At 72.3% G+C, this 17,374-nt stretch carries 14 protein-coding genes and 1 pseudogene; 9 read left to right on the top strand and 6 right to left on the bottom strand.

The annotated features are described in order from the left end of the window. Positions 1 to 283 precede the first annotated feature (283 nt). From ABZY12_RS04250 to ABZY12_RS04230, 5 genes are all read left to right on the top strand, one after another. Positions 284 to 1,330 carry a LacI family DNA-binding transcriptional regulator gene (locus tag ABZY12_RS04250; RefSeq protein ID WP_356886909.1) on the top strand — a complete coding sequence of 349 codons (1,047 nt, stop codon included), beginning with the start codon at positions 284 to 286 and terminating at the stop codon, positions 1,328 to 1,330. Positions 1,331 to 1,491: 161 nt separating this feature from the next. Beyond that, the gene (locus ABZY12_RS04245) at positions 1,492 to 2,739 is read left to right on the top strand and encodes an extracellular solute-binding protein (protein WP_356886907.1); all 1,248 of its coding nucleotides are present in this window, start codon (positions 1,492 to 1,494) and stop codon (positions 2,737 to 2,739) included. Between the two features lie 20 nt (positions 2,740 to 2,759). Continuing rightward, positions 2,760 to 3,728, top strand: coding sequence for a sugar ABC transporter permease (locus tag ABZY12_RS04240; RefSeq protein WP_356886905.1), 969 nt, complete (start codon positions 2,760 to 2,762; stop codon positions 3,726 to 3,728). Continuing rightward, a complete protein-coding gene (locus tag ABZY12_RS04235) occupies positions 3,728 to 4,552 on the top strand; it encodes a carbohydrate ABC transporter permease (RefSeq protein ID WP_356886903.1) in 825 nt (274 codons plus the stop codon). Before ABZY12_RS04240 ends, ABZY12_RS04235 begins: the two co-directional genes overlap by 1 nt. A 95-nt stretch (positions 4,553 to 4,647) precedes the next feature. Continuing rightward, positions 4,648 to 6,384 (top strand): trehalase family glycosidase, encoded by a 1,737-nt coding sequence (locus tag ABZY12_RS04230; protein ID WP_356886901.1) that lies wholly within the window; start codon positions 4,648 to 4,650, stop codon positions 6,382 to 6,384. A 28-nt stretch (positions 6,385 to 6,412) separates the two neighbouring features. Here the strand turns inward: ABZY12_RS04230 and ABZY12_RS04225 are convergent, their stop codons facing one another. From ABZY12_RS04225 to lnt, 4 genes are all read right to left on the bottom strand, one after another. After that, complete coding sequence (locus tag ABZY12_RS04225; RefSeq protein WP_356886899.1) at positions 6,413 to 8,302, bottom strand: GAF domain-containing protein; 1,890 nt, start codon at positions 8,300 to 8,302, stop codon at positions 6,413 to 6,415. Positions 8,303 to 8,368: 66 nt separating this feature from the next. Beyond that, positions 8,369 to 9,181 (bottom strand): 3-hydroxybutyrate dehydrogenase, encoded by an 813-nt coding sequence (locus ABZY12_RS04220; protein WP_356887010.1) that lies wholly within the window; start codon positions 9,179 to 9,181, stop codon positions 8,369 to 8,371. Between the two features lie 124 nt (positions 9,182 to 9,305). After that, positions 9,306 to 9,788 (bottom strand): NUDIX domain-containing protein, encoded by a 483-nt coding sequence (locus ABZY12_RS04215; RefSeq protein ID WP_356886897.1) that lies wholly within the window; start codon positions 9,786 to 9,788, stop codon positions 9,306 to 9,308. Between the two features lie 23 nt (positions 9,789 to 9,811). Continuing rightward, positions 9,812 to 11,413, bottom strand: coding sequence for an apolipoprotein N-acyltransferase (gene lnt / locus ABZY12_RS04210; RefSeq protein ID WP_356887008.1), 1,602 nt, complete (start codon positions 11,411 to 11,413; stop codon positions 9,812 to 9,814). A gap of 181 nt (positions 11,414 to 11,594) precedes the next feature. Here lnt and ABZY12_RS04205 point away from each other — a divergent pair, with 181 nt between their 5' ends. Further along, positions 11,595 to 12,632, top strand: coding sequence for an O-antigen ligase family protein (locus ABZY12_RS04205; RefSeq protein ID WP_356886895.1), 1,038 nt, complete (start codon positions 11,595 to 11,597; stop codon positions 12,630 to 12,632). Positions 12,633 to 12,907: 275 nt separating this feature from the next. Here ABZY12_RS04205 and ABZY12_RS04200 read toward each other — a convergent pair. Beyond that, positions 12,908 to 13,444 (bottom strand): annotated as a pseudogene (locus ABZY12_RS04200) (hypothetical protein); the annotation flags it as partial. A 60-nt stretch (positions 13,445 to 13,504) separates the two neighbouring features. Next, positions 13,505 to 14,290 (bottom strand): aspartate/glutamate racemase family protein, encoded by a 786-nt coding sequence (locus tag ABZY12_RS04195; protein WP_356886893.1) that lies wholly within the window; start codon positions 14,288 to 14,290, stop codon positions 13,505 to 13,507. Between the two features lie 58 nt (positions 14,291 to 14,348). On the opposite strand from ABZY12_RS04195, the gene ABZY12_RS04190 reads away from it, so the two are divergent. The 3 genes from ABZY12_RS04190 to ABZY12_RS04180 all read left to right on the top strand — a co-directional run bounded on the left by ABZY12_RS04190 (position 14,349) and on the right by ABZY12_RS04180 (position 17,315). After that, positions 14,349 to 15,536 (top strand): glycosyltransferase, encoded by a 1,188-nt coding sequence (locus tag ABZY12_RS04190; RefSeq protein ID WP_356886891.1) that lies wholly within the window; start codon positions 14,349 to 14,351, stop codon positions 15,534 to 15,536. Positions 15,537 to 15,979: 443 nt separating this feature from the next. Continuing rightward, positions 15,980 to 16,453 (top strand): DUF6643 family protein, encoded by a 474-nt coding sequence (locus ABZY12_RS04185; protein ID WP_356886889.1) that lies wholly within the window; start codon positions 15,980 to 15,982, stop codon positions 16,451 to 16,453. Between the two features lie 37 nt (positions 16,454 to 16,490). Beyond that, the gene (locus ABZY12_RS04180) at positions 16,491 to 17,315 is read left to right on the top strand and encodes an MOSC N-terminal beta barrel domain-containing protein (RefSeq protein WP_356886887.1); all 825 of its coding nucleotides are present in this window, start codon (positions 16,491 to 16,493) and stop codon (positions 17,313 to 17,315) included. Positions 17,316 to 17,374 lie beyond the last annotated feature (59 nt).

Here is a 17,374-nt window from a genome sequence, read left to right as displayed (position 1 = left end):
CGCCGGAAGAATCGCTTCATCGAACCGGTTCGGCGAAGCTAGCACCGGGGAACGCGGCCAGCAATCCCTCGGTCATGAGCAAATGGCTCCGCCCTGAAGGGTTTTGACGAGGTGCGTCCAGGGTGTTGACAGGCCTTCGGGGAGTTCCTACCTTCACTTCACGCGAACCGGTTCGATGACCGGCCCTCGCCTCTCGCCCCACCGCGGAGCACGACCGGCAGGTCTTCCCTCCTCCGAGGTGTCGCCCTCGATGGTGTCGAACCGGTTCGAGTAAGGAGTCGCCGTGAACATCGGTGAGATCGCCCGGCGGGCCGGTGTCTCGCGCAGCACCGTGTCCTACGCCCTGAGCGGCAAGCGTCCGGTCTCGGAGGACACGCGCAGGAAGATCCAGCAGGTCGTCGACGAGCTGGGCTACCGGCCCAGTGCCAGCGCACGCGCCCTCGCCAACGGACGGACCAGCACCCTCGGGCTGGTCTTCCCGCCCGCCGGGAACCACTACACGGGCATGCAACTGGACTTCATCGGCAGCGTGGTGGAGGCCGCCGCGGCCTACGACTACGACGTGCTGCTGTCCCCCAGCGGCATGGACAGCGATCGTTCCTTCCAGCGACTCCTCGGCGAGCGGCGGGTCGACGGCGCGATCATGATGGAGATCCGGCTGGAGGACGATCGGGTGGACCATCTGGCCGCGGTGGGCTTCCCCTTCGTCGCCATCGGTCGCACCGCTCGCCCCGAAGACGGCTGGTGGGTGGGGCTCGACCACACCGCGCTGGTGGAGGCCTGCGTGCACCATCTGGCGGATCTCGGCCACCGCCGTGTGGCCTTCGTCAATCGTCCCGAGCAACTGCTGCGGACCGGCTACGAGTCCGCGCACCGGGGCCTGGACGGCTTCACGAAAGCCGCGGCCGAGCGTGGACTGACCGTCCGGACGTACTGCTGTGGGGACGACCCCGCCTCGGGCCAGAGGTGTCTGGAACGGATCCTGCACGACGACCCGGCCACCACGGCCCTGGTCACGCTGAACGAGGCCGCGCTCGGCGGCCTCTACCGCGGGCTGGCAGAGGCCGGCCGCCATGTGCCGCGCGACTTCTCCGTCACCGGCGTGGTGGCCGCCCGCTGGGCGGAGACGGTGACCCCGCAGCTCACCGCGGCGGACGTGCCGGCGGCGGAGCTGGGCCGTCTCGCCGTCGACCTCCTGGTGGAGCGGCTCGACGACCCCGGCGTGCCGCCCCGGCACCACCTCCTCGTGCCACCCGTCTCGCTGCGGGCCAGTACCGGGCCCGTCGGCGCCGTGCCCCCGGCGGACGCCGGACCCCCTACGACGCCCTGACCGCACCACCGCACCGCATCACCCCCCCCACCACCGCACCCCACGCGAGCGTCTTCCCCCACCGGACGCCCGAACCGCTCACCCACGCAGTTCGACATGCCCGCGCTCACCCCCTGCTCACCGCCCTCGGCACCCGCATGCCCCGGACAAAGGAACCCGCGATGAACAGCTCCTCCAGAAAGCGCCCTCTGAAGGCCGCGGCCGTGACCGCCCTGGCTGTCACCCTCGGTGTCACCGCCTGTGGCTCCGGTTCGGGCGGCGCGGGGACGAAGGCGGCGGACGACGGCACGTACACCGTCTGGGACCCCTACCCGCAGTTCGCGAAAGGCTCGGCGTGGGCCAAGCTGCTGGACTCCTGCGGCGCCAAGGCGGGCGTGAAGGTCGAACGGACCGGCTTCGACACCGGCGACCTGGCGAACAAGGCGCTGCTGGCCGCACAGCAGGACAACTCTCCGGACGTCCTCATCGTCGACAACCCGGTGGTGTCGACCCTGGCCGAGGCGGGCGTCCTCACGACCACCGATGACAACAAGCTCGACACCTCGGGCGTGGACCCCAACCTGCTCGAGGCCGGCCGGTCGGGAGGCAAGACCTACGGCACTCCGATCGGCGCCAACACCCTCGCCCTCTACTACAACAAGAAGATCCTGAAGGAGGCCGGGGTGGACATCGCCTCGGTCAAGGACTGGCCGTCCCTGACGGCGGCGCTGGCGAAGGTCGAGAAGGCGGGCAAGAAGGGCATCACCTTCGCCGCGATCGGCACGGAGGAGGGCAGCTTCCAATTCCTGCCGTGGTTCTGGGGTTCGGGCGCGAAGCTGACCGATCTCGACTCTCCCGAGGCCGTCTCCGCGCTGACCCTGTGGAAGGACTGGCTGACCGAGGGCTACGCCCCCAACTCCGTACTCAACAACACCCAGACCACCAGCTGGCAGGAGTTCGCGACCGGTGACTACGCGTTCGCCGAGAACGGCACCTGGCAGCTCGCCGGCGCGAAGAGGGCGGGATTCGACTACGGTGTCCTGCCCATCCCAGGCGCCGGCGGTGGCGCCGCCGCGGCCCCGACCGGCGGCGAGTTCGTCACCGTCCCGGTGCAGGGCGACACCGGCCGCTACGCCACCACTCACAAGCTCGCGGCCTGTCTGACCAGCGCCCAGAGCCTGTACGACACCGACACCACCCTCTCCTACGTCGCCCCCACCTCCGAGGTACAGAACAAGCAGGTGGCGGCCGACCCCGAGCTCAGGCCGTGGGTGGCGGCGGTCAAGGCGGCCAAGGGCCGTACCGGCGACGACCTGGGCACCACGTACCCGAAGATCTCCGAGCAGTTGTGGTCTGCCGTCCAGTCCGCGCTCAGTGGCTCGAAGTCTCCGAAGGACGCGCTCTCCGCCGCCCAGTCCGCCGTCGAATAGCCGAAGTCCAGGTCCTGTTGATGAGTCACACCACACACGTGGCGAGCCGTCGGGCCGAGCCCGGCCACGGCGGAGCGGCACCCGTCGCACCGCCCCGGACACGTCACCGCTCCCACTCCCCCCAGTGGGCCGCCTGGGCCTTCCTCGCCCCTGTGACCCTCTACCTCGCGCTCTTCTACGCCTATCCGCTCTACCGAAACATCGACCTGAGCCTGCGCGACTACACCGTCCGTTCCTTCGTCCGGGGTGACGCCCCGTTCGCGGGCCTGGAGAACTACCGGACCGTCTTCGACGACCCGACCTTCCTCCCCGCCCTGCTCCACACGGCGCTGTTCACCGTCGTGTGCCTGGCCTTCCAATACGCCATCGGCCTGGCCCTCGCGGTCTTCTTCCACCAGCACTTCCGGCTCTCCGCCACCCTGCGCGCCCTGTTCCTCGTGCCCTGGCTGCTGCCGCTGATCGTGTCGGCCTCCACGTGGTCGTGGATGCTCAACAGCGACTCCGGCATCGTCAACGCGGCGCTGCACGCGGTGGGTATCGACCCGGTGAACTGGCTGACCTCGCCGACCTGGTCGCTGACCTCGGTGATCGTCGCGAACATCTGGATCGGGGTCCCGTTCAACCTGGTCGTGCTGTACAGCGGCCTGCAGTCCATCCCGGCCGGTCTGTACGAGGCCGCGGCCCTGGACGGGGCGGGCCCCTGGCGGCGGTTCCGGAGCATCACCTTCCCGCTGCTGCGGCCGGTGTCCGCGATCACCCTGCTCCTGGGTCTTGTCTACACGCTCAAGGTCTTCGACATCATCTGGATCATGACCAAGGGCGGCCCGGCGGAATCGTCCACGACCTTCGCCACCTGGTCCTACCAACTCGGATTCGGCAACATGCTGCCCGCCTTCGGCCCGGGTGCGGCCGTCGGCAACCTGTTGGTGGTCGCCGCCCTGGTCTTCGGCCTGGTGTACGTGCGGGTGCAGAGAAAGCAGGCGCTGTGATGAGCCGAAACGGCAGGCGTACGTGGGGAAAGACGGTCGTCGGTCTCTTCCTGACCGGGATCATGCTCTTCCCGGTGTACTGGATGCTGAACGTGTCGTTCACCCGCGACCAGGACATGCGCAAAAGCCCACCGGACCTGTTCCCCACCGACGGCACCCTGGCCGGCTACCGCACCGTCCTCGACGAGCAGTTGCCCTATCTGGGGACCAGCTTCGTCATCGGCCTGGGCACCGTCGCCCTGACCGTGGCCCTGTCCGCCCCCGCCGGCTACGCCCTGGCCAAGCTGCGTCCGCGCGGCGGCGGCGTCCTCGGCTTCCTACTCCTGGTCGCCCAGATGATCCCCGCCATCATCATGGCGATGGGCTTCTACGCCATCTACCTCAGCCTCGGCCTGCTCCAGTCCGTCCCCGGCCTGATCATCGCCGACTCCACCCTGGCCGTTCCCTTCGCGGTGCTCATCTTCACCGCGTTCATGTCCGGCATCCCCGGCGAACTGCTGCAGGCGGCGAAGACGGACGGCGCCGGGCCCCTGCGCACCTTCTGGTCGATCGTCCTGCCGATGAGCCGCAACGCCCTCGTCACGGTGTCCCTGTTCGCGTTCCTGTGGTCCTGGTCCGACTTCGTCTTCGCGAGCACGCTCGTCAACGGCGGCCCGCACGAGCCGATCACCCTCGGCGTCTACCACTACATCGGAAACAACAACCAGGAGTGGAACGCCATCATGGCCACCGCGGTCGTGGCCTCGCTGCCGGCCGCGGTCATCCTCGTCCTCGCCCAGCGCTACGTCGCCGCCGGCGTGACCGCCGGTGCGGTCAAGGACTGACCCCTTCCACCGCTCCCGCCCCTCGCCCCGGCCGCGTCGTCCGTCCACCGGACGGCACGGCCGGCCGCCCCTGCCCGAGAAACGAGTGACCTCACATGACCGCCGACCGATCCGGCCCGGCCTTCTCCGTCCACGACATTCCGTTCAGCACCTACGGATCCTGGTTCGGCATCTCCCCGGTGGTGGCGGAGAAGACCACGGCCGAGGACCTCCACCTCGTCTCGCACCAGAACGGCATGCACGCGGTGGTGAGCCTCGTACCGCTGGACGCAGCGACGGGCGGGCGAGCCGAGACGCGCGTGACGGCGACTCCGGGCCTGCTGAGCTGGATCGGCGACGCCGGCCGTGTCGATCTCGCCTACGAGTCGCCGGACACGGTGCGCCTGCGCGGCGCGGGGCTGCCGCTGCGCGTCTCCGCGGCGGCCCGGACGCTGACCCCGTTCAGCGGCACCTACTTCTTCCACGACGCGGCCACCGACGCGCACGTGTTCACCTCGTACGAGACCGGTCGCCGTTACCGCGTCACCGTGCTCTCCGGCACGGTGGCCGACACGTTCGGCAGCCAGGCCCTGGGCAGCGGGGATCGCGGTCTGACCGTCACCGCCGACTCGGACGGCCCCTGGGAGATCGCGATCGAGGAACTCGACACGGCCCGCCCCGCGTACGTCCGGGCGACGGTCTTCGACAAGGTCGTCGAAGCAGCGCGCAACTCCTTCGCGGACTTTGTCGACACGGTGGCCCCCTGGCGCTCGTCCGCCACCCCTGCCGCCGAACTCGCCGCCTACGTCGTGTGGTCCGCGACCGTACACCCGGCGGGTCTCGTCACCCGGCCCGGCGTCCTCATGTCCAAGCACTGGATGGACAAGGTCTGGAGCTGGGACCACTGCTTCAACGCCTTGGCCCTGGCGCCCGGACAGCCCGGACTGGCCTGGGACCAGTACCACTTGCCCTTCGACCACCAGGACGGGACCGGGGCACTGCCCGATTCGGTCACCCACTCGGAGGTCCTCCGCAACTTCGTCAAACCGCCCATCCACGGCTGGGCGTTCGGCCACCTGCGGCGTCGGCTGTCCACGCCTCCCGGCCCGGTGGAACTGGCGGAGACGTACGACAGGCTGACCCGCTGGACGGACTTCTGGCTCACCGCACGACGTGCCCCCGGCGCCGCACTGCCCCACTACGAGCACGGCAACGACAGCGGCTGGGACAACGCCACCGTCTTCGACCCCGAGCGGGTGGTCGTCACCGCGGACCTGGCCGCCTTCCTCGTCCTCCAACTCCGTGAACTCGCCGAACTGGCCGCGCTCGTGCGCAAACCGGATGAGGCCCGCCGGTGGTCACGAGCCGCCGAGGCGACGCAGAAGGCGATGCTCGAACAGCTCTGGAGCGGCGACCGGTTCGTCGCCCGAGGAGTAGACAGCGGCAACACCTGGCACAGTGCGGGCCTCCTCGATCTGATGCCCATCGTGCTGGGCGAGCATCTGCCGGATGAGATCAGCGGCGTGCTGGCCGCCCGCATCGAGGCCCATCTGACCCCGTACGGACTGGCCACCGAACTGCCGGCCTCGCCGCACTACCTCTCCGACGGCTACTGGCGCGGCCCGATCTGGGCTCCCGCCACGGTCCTCGTCGAGGACGGGCTGCGCCGCGCCGGTCATCACCGGCTGGCGGACGAGATCAGCGCCCGCTTCCGCGCCCTGTGCGAGAACCACGGCTTCGCCGAGAACTTCGACGCCCTGACCGGAACGGGACTGCGGGACCGCGCCTACACCTGGACCGCCAGCGGCTACCTCCTCCTGGCCGAGGCACACGCGACCCGCGGCGACGGCTGATCTCGCGCCCCGTGACGGCGGCGCGGAGTCAGAGGGTGACCGCCGTCGACATCGCGTGCAGGCGCAGTGCCAGCTGGATCTCGAGCGCCCTGGCCGGGGACTGCCAGTCCGGGCCGAGGAGGCGGCCTATCCGTTCGATGCGCTGGGCGACGGTGTTCACATGGACATGGAGGTCGTCCTTGGTACGCGCGGGGCTCATGCCGCTCGCGAAGTACGCCTCCATCGTGCGCACCAGGTCCGTGCCCCGGCGCCGGTCGTAGGCGAGGACCTGACCGATCGTGCGCTCGACGAAGCCCTCGATGTCCCGGCTGTCGGCGAGCAGCAGACCGAGGAAGCCCAGGTCCTCGGCGGCCGCGCCCTGTCCCGAGCGGTGCAGCAGGCGCAGTGCGGCCAGGCAGCGGCGGGCCTCCTCGTACGCGGTGGCGACCTCGCCGGGGCGGGCGAGGGGCGCTTCGACGGGGGCGGAGGCACCGACCGTGACCGGCTCGCGCAGGGCGCCGCCGAGGTGCTTCGCGGTCTGCCGGGCCAGCTCGGCGGCGCTCTCGCCGGGGCCGAGCGGGAGCAGCAGCACGGTCCCGCCGTCGCGCGCGGAGGCGAGGCCGTGCCGGGTGGCGGCCAGGTGGGAGGCGGCCGACCAGAGTCGCTGACGGTCCGCGCTCTCTCGTACGCCGGTGTCGTTCCCGCCCCCGGCTTCCGCCCGGTCGATGCGGGCGGCGAGCACCACATGGGGCGCGTCGACGTCGGTGCGGAGGCGGGCGGCGCGCTCGCGCAGCAGGCGTCGGTCGCGGTCGGGGGCGTCGAGGAGGTCGTCGAGCAGTTCGCCCCGTACGCGCTGTTCGGCCTCGCCCGCCGAGCGGCGGGCGAGCAGCAGCAGGGAGGTCACCAGGGCGGCGCGCTCCAGGGTGCGCTGGTCGACCGGGTCGAGGTCCGGCTGACCGCGCAGGACGAGTGCGCCGAAGGTCTCGCCGCCGGCCGAGACGGCGGCCACCCAGTGGTCGCCGTCCCGTATCGCGTGGCCGCCGGCGAGCGGGGCGGTGCCGTGCTCGCCCTCGATGAACTCGACGGTTCCACCGAGGACTTCGGAGACCGCGCCGGCCACGTCGAGGACTCCGCCGCCGCGCAGCACGAGCTCGGTGAGCCGGTCGTGGACCTCCGAGGCGCGTTCGATGACGCCGCTGTGTTCGCGGATGATGTCGTTGGCGCGTTCCAGCTCGGCGAGGGCGGAGCGGGTCTCGGCGAGCAGATTGGCCGTGTCGATGGCGACGGCGGCGTGCGCGGCGAAGGAGCCGAGCAGGGCGACCTGTTCCCGTTCGAAGACGCGTGCGCGCCGGTCCGCCGCGAACAGCACGCCGATGACCTGGCTGCCGAGGGTCAGCGGTACCCCGAGGATGGCGACGAGGCCCTCGTCGCCGACGGCGGAGTCGATGGTGCGGGTGTGCTGGAAGCGCGGGTCGTCGAAGTAGTCGTCGGTGACATAGGGGCGGGCGGTCTGGGCGACGAGTCCGCCGAGCCCCTCCCCCATGCCGAGCCGGAGCTGCTGGAAACGCGCGGACACCGAGCCTTCGGTGACGCGCATGTACGTGTCGCCCGCGACGGGGTCGTTGAGGCTGAGGTAGGCGACCTCGGTGCCGAGGAGGGAGCGAGCGCGCTGGACGATGGCGCGGAGCACCGCGTCGAGGTCGCGGAGCCCCGCGAGGTCGTGGGCGGTCTCGAAGAGGGCGGAGAGCTCGGCCTCGCGGCGCCGCCGCCCTTCCAGTTCGGCCCGTACGCGCAGGGCGAGCTGCTTGGCCTGTTCGAGCTCGGCCAGCGCCTCCGGGCCCGCGCCGCTCGCACGGGCGAGCAGCACGGGCCGGTCGTACGCCTCCACCGCGGCTCCTCGTGCGAGGAGCTCCAGGTAGGAGACCTGTTCCTGGGACATGGACACAGGGATACCTGCCGTACGGGTGGTCGCACCAGCCCTGTGGACGACCACCTGGGGAAAACGTCAGTGGGCGGTCCAGCCGCCGTCGAGCGTCAGGGAGGTGCCGGTGATGAAGGAGGCCTGCGGCGTGCAGAGGTAGAGCACCGCCTCGGCGACCTCCTCCGGTTCGATGAGCCGCTTGAGGGCCGAGTCCTTGAGCAGCACCTCGGTCAGGACCCGGTCCGGCGGGATGGAGTGGGCGGCCGCCTGGTCTGCGATCTGCCGCTCGACCAGGGGGGTACGCACATAGCCGGGGTTGACGCAGTTGGAGGTGACCCCATGGGGTGCGCCTTCGAGGGCCGCGGTCTTGGAGAGTCCTTCGAGACCGTGTTTGGCGGCCACATAGGCGGACTTGAACGGAGAGGCGCGCAGACCGTGCACGGAGGAGAGGTTGACGATCCGGCCCCAGCCCTGTCCGTACATATGGGGCAGGGCGCCTCGGATCAGCCGGAACGGGGCCTCCAGCATGACGGTGAGCACGGTGTGGAAGACGTCCGGGGGGAACTCCTCGATGGGCCGGACCAGTTGCAGTCCGGCGTTGTTCACCAGGATGTCGGCACCCGCCGCCACGGCCTCCGCGGCGGCGAGATCGGTGAGGTCCAGGAGCCGCGGTTCGACCGCGCCGGGCAGGCCGGTGGCCTCGTGGGCGAGGGCCTCCAGGCCGTCGGCGGCCCGGTCGACGGCTCTGACCCGGGCCCCGGCGGCCGCGAGCCGGAGCGCGCAGGCGCGTCCGATGCCGCCGGCCGCGCCGGTCACGAGCGCGGTGCGGCCGGCGAGGTCGAGCGTGACCGATCCGGGCGCGGGCCTCGGTGCGGGGGCCGGCGTGGCGGCCGGCATCCGTGCCGGGCGGGACGGGGGGACCGGTACCTGAGCCGGCGCGGGACCTGGTGGGGTGGAGGCGCTCATGCTCCGCACCTTATGAAGCGCACCACCCTCGCCCGATGTGCGCTGGACCCATACTTCAGCCCTGGGGCATGGTGTCGAACCATGTGGGTTCATCGGCGAGCGCCTGCTCGATCCGGAAGTGCGAGAACCGCTTCATCTCCGGGAGCTTGTCCACCTCGAACCAGCCGACGTCCGTCGACTCCTCGTCGTTCACCCGCGCCTCGCCGCCGACGGCCCGGCAGCGGAACGAGATGTCCACGAACTGGCACTGGTCGCCGTTGGGGTAGACGACGGGCTTGCGCAGCGTCTGGACGAGCACGACCCGCTCGGCCTCGCACCGCACGGCGGTCTCCTCGTACACCTCGCGCACCGCGCAGTCGGCGGGCTGCTCCCCGGGCTCGACGATGCCGCCGATGATCGACCACAGGCCGTTGTCGGCCCGCCGGCCGAGCAGCACCCGCCCGCGGTCGTCGAAGACGACCGCGCTCACGCCGGGCAGGAAGAGCAACTGGTGGCCGGCGCTGGCCCGCAGGTCGCGAATGAAGTCAGGAGTACCCATGTCCCGACCCTAAGCCTCACGGATCAAGAACCGGCGGCCGGGGAGTTCCGGCGGGCGCGGACGGCCCGCAGCGCGGACCAGCCGAGACCGGCGGCCGCGACCGCCACCAAGAACGCCTCCGGCAGGGTGCCCATCCGCGTGGCCGGCGTGAGCGAGGAACGCAGCGGCACCTCCTCGACCAGCACGTCCGGGGTGAACATCGCCGACTTCGCGACGATCCTGCCGTCCGGCATGATGATCGCACTGACGCCGCTGGTGACCGGTACGACGACGGAGCGGCTGTGCTCGACCGCCCGCACGCGCGACATCGCCAGCTGCTGATACGTCATCTCGCTGCGCCCGAAGGTCGCGTTGTTGCTCGGTACGGTGATGAGCTGGGCGCCGTGCGTGACGGTGTCCCGGACGGCCCAGTCGAAGGCCGCCTCGTAGCAGGTCGCCAGGCCCACCCGGGTCCCCGCGAGGTCGAAGACGCCGACCTGGTCGCCGGGGCCGAAGTCGCGGCTCACCCGGTCCACGTTGCTGTTGAACAGGCGCACGAAGGACCGCATCGGGATGTACTCGCCGAAGGGCTGGACATGCCGCTTGTCGTACGTGGCGACGGGGCCGTCCTCCGGGTCCCATTCGATGAGGGTGTTGCGCAGTTTGCCGGTGTCGGGGGTGAGGACGGCGCCGATCACCGTCGGGACGCCGATCGCCTTCACGGCCTCGTCGATGACGTCCCTCGCGTCGGGATTCGCCAGTGGGTCGATGTCGGAGGAGTTCTCCGGCCACAGGACGAAGTCGGGCCGGGGCTTCTCGCCGGCCTTGACGTCCGCGGCGAGCTCCTTGGTGCGGTTGGCGTGGTTGTCGAGGACGGCGCGCCGCTGGGAGTTGAAGTCGAGGCCGAGGCGCGGCACGTTGCCCTGGACCGCGGCGACGGTGGCGGTGCCGTCCTGCGCGGAGTCGTCGACCAGGGGCAGCGCGGCCAGGGCGCCGGTGGCCGGGACGAGGACGGCGAGAACGGCGGCGGCGAGGGGGCCGCGCGGAACGGTGCCGGTCGCCCGGTAGGCGCGGACCTGCCGGACCGCTTCGTACAGTCCGAAACCGCAGAGCGCCACGGCGAATCCGAGTACGGGGGTGCCGCCGAGGGCAGCGAGCGGCAGGAAGACGCCGTCCGCCTGCCCGAAGGCGATCTTGCCCCAGGGAAAGCCGCCGAACGGGACACGCGCGCGTGCCGCCTCGGCCAGGATCCACACCGCCGCGGCGAACACCGGCCAGGCGGGCAGCCGGGAGACGACCGCGATGCCCAGGCCGGCGGCGGCGACGAACAGCGCCTCCACCGCGGCGAGCGCGATCCACGGGAACCGTCCGACCTCGGCGCCGGTCCAGATCAGCAGCGGCAGCAGGAAGCCGAGCCCGGCGAGGTAGCCCAGACCGAATCCCGCGCGCGGGCGGCGCCCCCGCAAGGTCCAGCCGAGCAGTGCGAAGGCGGGCAGCGCGAGCCACCACAGCGGGCGGGGCGGGAAGCTCAGGAAGAGCAGGATCCCGGACAGGGCGGCGGCGCCCGGCCGCACGAGGCGCCGGAGCCGGCGGCCCGCCCCCGTCTCGGAGGCGGCGGTGGGGCCGGAGGCGTCGACGGGCGCGATGGTGGTGCTCACATGCGGAGTCTACGGCGCGGTCCGCAGGCCGACGGCGTCCGGTCCAGACCTCTCCTCGCGTACGAAGGGGTGCTCCCCCACTCCCGCCGCCACGTTCTCGCGCTGTCCCTCCACAAACCCCGCCCACCCCGTTACGGTGTCGGCCAGGCTGATCGGGGGGTCGACGGGGATGGCTGCACCTGCGGCTGAGCGCGGGGCCTCGGGCGAGCGCGGCCGGACACCGGATGTCGCCGGCGTGCTGGTCCTCGGCGCCTGCGCGGCGTGGTCGCTCCTGAGCGCCGCCGGGCGCGAGGCGCGCCCCGAGGGGATCCTTCTCGCCGTCCTCGCGGTCTCCGCCGGATACGCCTGCGGCCGGATCTTCGGCACGCTGCTTCCCGTCGCCGCCGCGGCGACGGCTTCGCTCGCCGCGCTCGGCCTCGCGCTCGCCTCAGGGCCGGGAGTTCCCGGCGCCGCCCCGGCCGCCTCCGTACCACCGGGGCATGCGGGAGCGGCCGCGGCGCTGCTCGTGCTGGCGTCCGGGGCCGCCTGCTGCGCGGCCGCGGCGGCCGGTTCGGCGTACGGGCGGCTGCTGCCGCGGTTGCTCGCGGCGGCGGTGGCGGGGGTGGCGTTGGCGCTGGGCTCGGTGGTGGGGTGCGTGGCGGCGCTGGGCGTCCTGCTCTGTTCGCTCGCCACGGTACGGACACGGCGCCGGGGCCTGGGGCTCGCGGGGCTCGCCCTGGTGACGGGCCTGGTCGTCGGTGCTTCCTGGGCGGTGGCGGAGGAGGCGCTGCCCGAGGGGCTGACGGTCTTCGCGGAGGACGGGCTGACCAGCCACCGGGTGTTGCTGTGGCGGGACGCTGTGGCGCTGGCCGAGGAGAACCCGCTCCTTGGGGCCGGACCGGACCGCTTCGGCGCGCTCAGCGCGACGTCCTGGGAGACGTTCGCCGCCGACGGCACACCGCATTCGGCGCCGCTCCAGCAGGCGGCGGAGCAGGGGGTGCCGGGCGTCGTCCTGCTCGGCGCGGCCTACGGCTGGCTGCTGTGGGGCCTGTGGCTCTCGCCGCGGACGAACGCCGTGGTCCTGACGGCGGGCGCCACGCTGACGGGCCTCGCCGTCCTGGCCACCGTCGGCAACGCGCTGAGCTTCGCCCCCGTCACGGCGGGCGCCGGGCTTCTGGCCGGCCTCGCCACCGCTCGCTCGGCCACGACCGACACCGGCGGGCCGTAGGTCGTGTCCGTGAGGTCTCTCCCCGGAGCCGCGCTCAGAGGTACCTCCAGCCCGCGAAGCCGGGCGCGGACGTCCAGGCTGGGGAACGCGAAGGCGCACGGGCTCAGGCGTTCACCGGGGAGTCAGGCGCTCGTCGGCCCCGTCGTCGTCGGCGGCACGGGAGGCGCCGGAGGCCCGGTCGGCGGCGTGGGCGAGGAGGGCGCCGTCGGCGGGGTGGCTCCCGTCGGCGGGGTGGGCGGTGGCGCCCCGTTCCGCGCCGCGCCCTCCGCCCGGCCCAGGCGGTCGCGGATGACGCGGACTGCGGTCTCCGCGTCGTCCACCGTGACCGTGAAGGCGCGCCCGTCACGAAGCTCCAGGACCACGGCCTCGCCCCGGCGGACGATGACTCCCGTCCCCTTCTCGGGGCGCCAGCGGTACCCCCAGCCACCCCAGTGACGCGGCGTGACCGGGGCGGCCTCGACGCCGACCACCTGGGACAGCGGAATCCGGCGGCGCGGCAGACCGAGGGGGCCGCAGCGGACCTCCAACGACCGGTCGTCGACCTTCACCGCCACATGGACGAACGCGAGCGTCCCGAACATCATCAGCAGTCCCGCCGCCACGCACCCGATCACCGACATGAGCAGCGGGATGATGCCCGGCGTCCACGGCGCGTCGACGGCCAGCGCGATGCCGACCGCGACGAAGAGCGCGCCGGCGATGGCCAGCACCCACTGGACGCGGTTGGTGGCGCGGCCGGTCCACACCTCCGGTACCGGTTCGTCGGTGTCCAGTGGCCGGGGGTGGTGGGGATGACGAGAGGGGTCCCTCATGGCTCGCAGCCTACTCACGTTCCGCTCGCGCGGCGCCCGCTGCGCACCGGGGTCGTCCCGTCAGCGGGCCGCGGCGGCGACTCCGAGCAGACGGCCTTCCGGGTAGCTCAGGGCGGCGTCCGTGAGCCGGGAGGGCCGGCCGCTGTGGATCACGGTCAGACCACCCACGGGGGCCGCGGCGGGTGCGGGTGCGGCGCCGATCCGGCGCAGCGCCTGTGCGGCGACTGCCCCGGCCGAGCCGTGGAAAACGACCGGGGGAAGACCGGAGTGCTGAACCGCCGTACGGATCTGCTCGGCGACGAGTTCGTAGTGCGTGCAGCCGAGCACCAGGGCCCGGATGTCGCGGGGGGTGAGGGCCGCGGCGGCCGCGACGGTCCGTTCGACGGCGGCCGCGTCGGCGTTCTCCACGGCGTCGGCGAGGCCGGGGCAGGGCACCTCGGTGACCTCGGCCGCCTCGGCGAACTCGCGGATGAGTCCGCGCTGGTACGGGCTGCCGGTGGTCCCCGGGGTCGCCCAGATGGCGATCTTCCCGCCGTCCGAGGCGGCCGGCTTGATCGCGGGGACGGTGCCGATCACCGGGATACGCGGTTCCAGCTCGGCGCGGATGGCGGGCAGGGCGTGCACCGAGGCGGTGTTGCAGGCGACGATGAGGGCGTCCGGCCGCTGCGCCGCGGCGGCGCGGGCGACGGCCAGCGCGCGGGCTGTGAGGTCCTCGGGGGTACGCGGGCCCCAGGGCAGGCCGTCGGGGTCGGAGGAGAGGACCAGATCCGCGTCCGGCCGCAGGCGGCGAACCGCGGCCGCTGCCGCGAGCAGGCCGATTCCGGAGTCCATGAGCGCGATCTTCACCCGGTCACCCTAGCCGACCACCCTTGCGTCCCCGCCGATCTGGGGCAGACTGCGGCGAATGAGCGCCATTGCCTGGATCGCCACGGGTTCGCTGGCCGCCTGGGGGTGGCTGCTGCTGGGACAGGGGTTCTTCTGGCGTACCGACCAGCGCCTCCCCCCGAACGCCGCCCACGCGCGCGCGGAGCCGCGGAACTGGCCGCGCGTCGCCGTCGTCGTACCGGCGCGGGACGAGGCGGAGGTGCTGCCGCTCAGCCTGCCGTCGCTGCTCACCCAGGACTATCCGGGTGATGCGGAGGTGCTGCTCGTCGACGACAACAGCACGGACGGCACCGGGAAGCTCGCGCGTGAGCTGGCCGGGCGGTACGGCGGGCTGCCGCTGACCGTGGTCACACCGGGCGAGCCCGCGGCCGGCTGGACCGGGAAGCTCTGGGCGTTGCGCCACGGGACGGCGCTGGCACGCGCGCGGGAACCGGAATTCCTGCTCCTGACGGACGCGGACATCGCGCACGAGCCCGACAGCCTGCGCCTGCTGGTGACCTCGGCGACGGCGAACGGTCTCGACCTGGTCTCCCAGATGGCCCGGCTGCGGGTGGCGAGCGGGTGGGAGCGTCTGGTCGTCCCGGCCTTCGTCTACTTCTTCGCCCAGCTGTACCCCTTCCGGTGGATCAACGGTCGCCGCCCCCGCGCGACGGCGGCGGCGGGCGGCTGTGTGCTGCTGCGGACGGAGGCCGCCGAGCGGGCCCGGGTCCCCGAGGCGATCCGGCAGGCGGTGATCGACGACGTGTCGCTGGCCCGGGCGGTGCGCCGGGCCGGCGGGCGGATCTGGCTGGGGCTCGCGGAGCGGGTCGACAGCGTCCGGCCGTATCCCCGCCTCGCCGACCTGTGGCGGATGGTGTCGCGCAGCGCGTACGCCCAACTGCGGCACAACCCGGTCGTGCTGGCCGGCACGGTGGCCGGGCTCGCGGTGGTCTACCTCGCTCCCCCGGTCGCGGTGGCGGCCGGGGCGTTCGCCGGCGACGCGGTGGCGGGCGCGGCGGGCGGGCTCGCCTGGGCGGTGATGGCCGGAACGTACCTTCCGATGCTCCGCTACTACCGCCAGCCCCTCTGGCTCGCCCCGACGCTTCCGTTCACCGCGCTGCTCTACCTCCTGATGACGGTGGATTCGGCGGTGCGGCACTACCGCGGCCGGGGCGCGGCCTGGAAGGGGCGCGTGTACGCCCGCCCGGAGGCGGCACCCGACCGATAAGGCGTCGGCGCGGGGAGCCGAGGGGCGTTCCGGACGGTCCCGGAAACGACATCCGCCCCGGAGCGCGATTTCTCCGACACGAGGAGTAGCAACGAAGCGTACTTCCGGCGCACCGGCATCTGAACGCCGCGCCAATTCCCCGCGCACTCCGCGCGGGCGCGCGGAAGTAAGGTCTCCTTTTAAGCATGGACATGCTCGTTCCGATCATGACCGCCGGGACGTCAGGATTTCTTTACGCGGACTTCATGCCGGGCATGCCGGACGCACGATGGGCGACCCGCCGGTAACCCCTCCCCAGCTCGGCTTTTCAAGATCCACGTTCCCTCGGGCGACCGTATTTGTCGCGTTCGCTCGCATTGTGGATCGACGGTCCCTCAGAACCCGTCAAACAACCCTCTTATCGGTCTCCCCAACCAGCACATCGTGGGCTTAACTTATGTGCCATGACCTCCCCCCGCTCCACCTACGGCGGCGGTTACTACACCGCGCCGTCGTTCCCCGACACCCCGATCTACGACTCCCTGGTCGCGGAGCGGGGCACGCCTCAGATCGCTCCGATCCGAGTGCCTTCCGCGTACGACACCGGTAACAGTTACCTGCCGGCGCTGCCCGCGGCTCTGCCCGCCCTCCCGGCGGCACCCAGCCACCCCACGCCGTCCTACGGCGGCGGCGGTTCCTACGGCTATCCCCAGCCCGCGCAGCAGATGGCCCCGGTGCCGCTGCAGCACGCTCCCGCGCCCTACATCCCGCAGCAGCCGGCCGGTCCGCGCGGCTACCCGGGCGTCCAGCACCAGCAACCGCAGCGCCCGGTGAGCACGGGGTACGAGGCGATGCGCCCGGCGGCCACACGGCCCGCCCCGGCGCCCGCCGCGTACGACGACCCGTACAACCGGCCGTACCAGGGCGGGGGGTACTGACCGGCGCGGTGTCCGGGGCGGCTGGCAGGATGACGGTATGCCGAATCCTGTCGTGCGCTCCGTCCATGTCCACCCGGTCAAGGCGATGCGCGGGGTCGCGCCCGCCGAGGCGGAGGTCCAGCCATGGGGACTGGCCGGCGACCGCCGCTGGACCGTCGTGGACGCCTCGGGCAAGGTCGTGACCCAACGCCGTCATCCACGCATGGCGTTGGCCTCGGCCGAACCGCTGCCGGGCGGTGACATCAGGGTGTCCGCGCCCGGCCGCGAGCCGCTGACGATCGAGGTGCCACGGCCGTCGTCCACGATCCGGGTGGAGGTCTTCGAGACTCCCGTGGAAGCGGTCCCGGCCGATCCCGCGGCGGACGCGTGGTTCAGCGCGTACCTGGAGACCGAGGTCCGGCTCGTGCACATGGACGACCCCGCGCACCGTCGTCCGATCGACCCGGAGTACGCGCTGCCGGGCGAGACGGTCAGCTTCGCGGACGGCTATCCGCTCCTGGTCACCACGACGTCCTCCCTCGACGCCCTCAACTCGCTGATCGCCCAGGGGGATCACGCCGACGAGGGTCCCCTGCCCATGAACCGTTTCCGGCCGAACGTGGTCGTGGACGGCACCGCGCCCTGGGCCGAGGACGGCTGGACCCGGCTCTCCCTCGGCGAGGTCACCTTCCGGGTCGCCAAGTCCTGCGGCCGGTGCGTCGTGACCACCACCGACCAGGGGACCGCCGAGCGCGGCAAGGAGCCGCTGCGGACCCTCGCCCGGCACCGCAAGGACGGCAGCCGGCTGATCTTCGGCCAGAACCTGGTGCCCGAGCACACGGGCACGATCCGGGTCGGCGACGAGGTCGAGATCCTCGACTGATCCCCCGCCCGCCGAGCGCGGGCGGCGCGCCGCACTTCCGGTCCCGACGGGCGGGGAAC

The organism is Streptomyces sp. NPDC006551, assembly GCF_040611675.1.
GTDB lineage: Bacteria > Actinomycetota > Actinomycetes > Streptomycetales > Streptomycetaceae > Streptomyces.
This window is presented reverse-complemented; position numbering and strand designations above follow the sequence as displayed.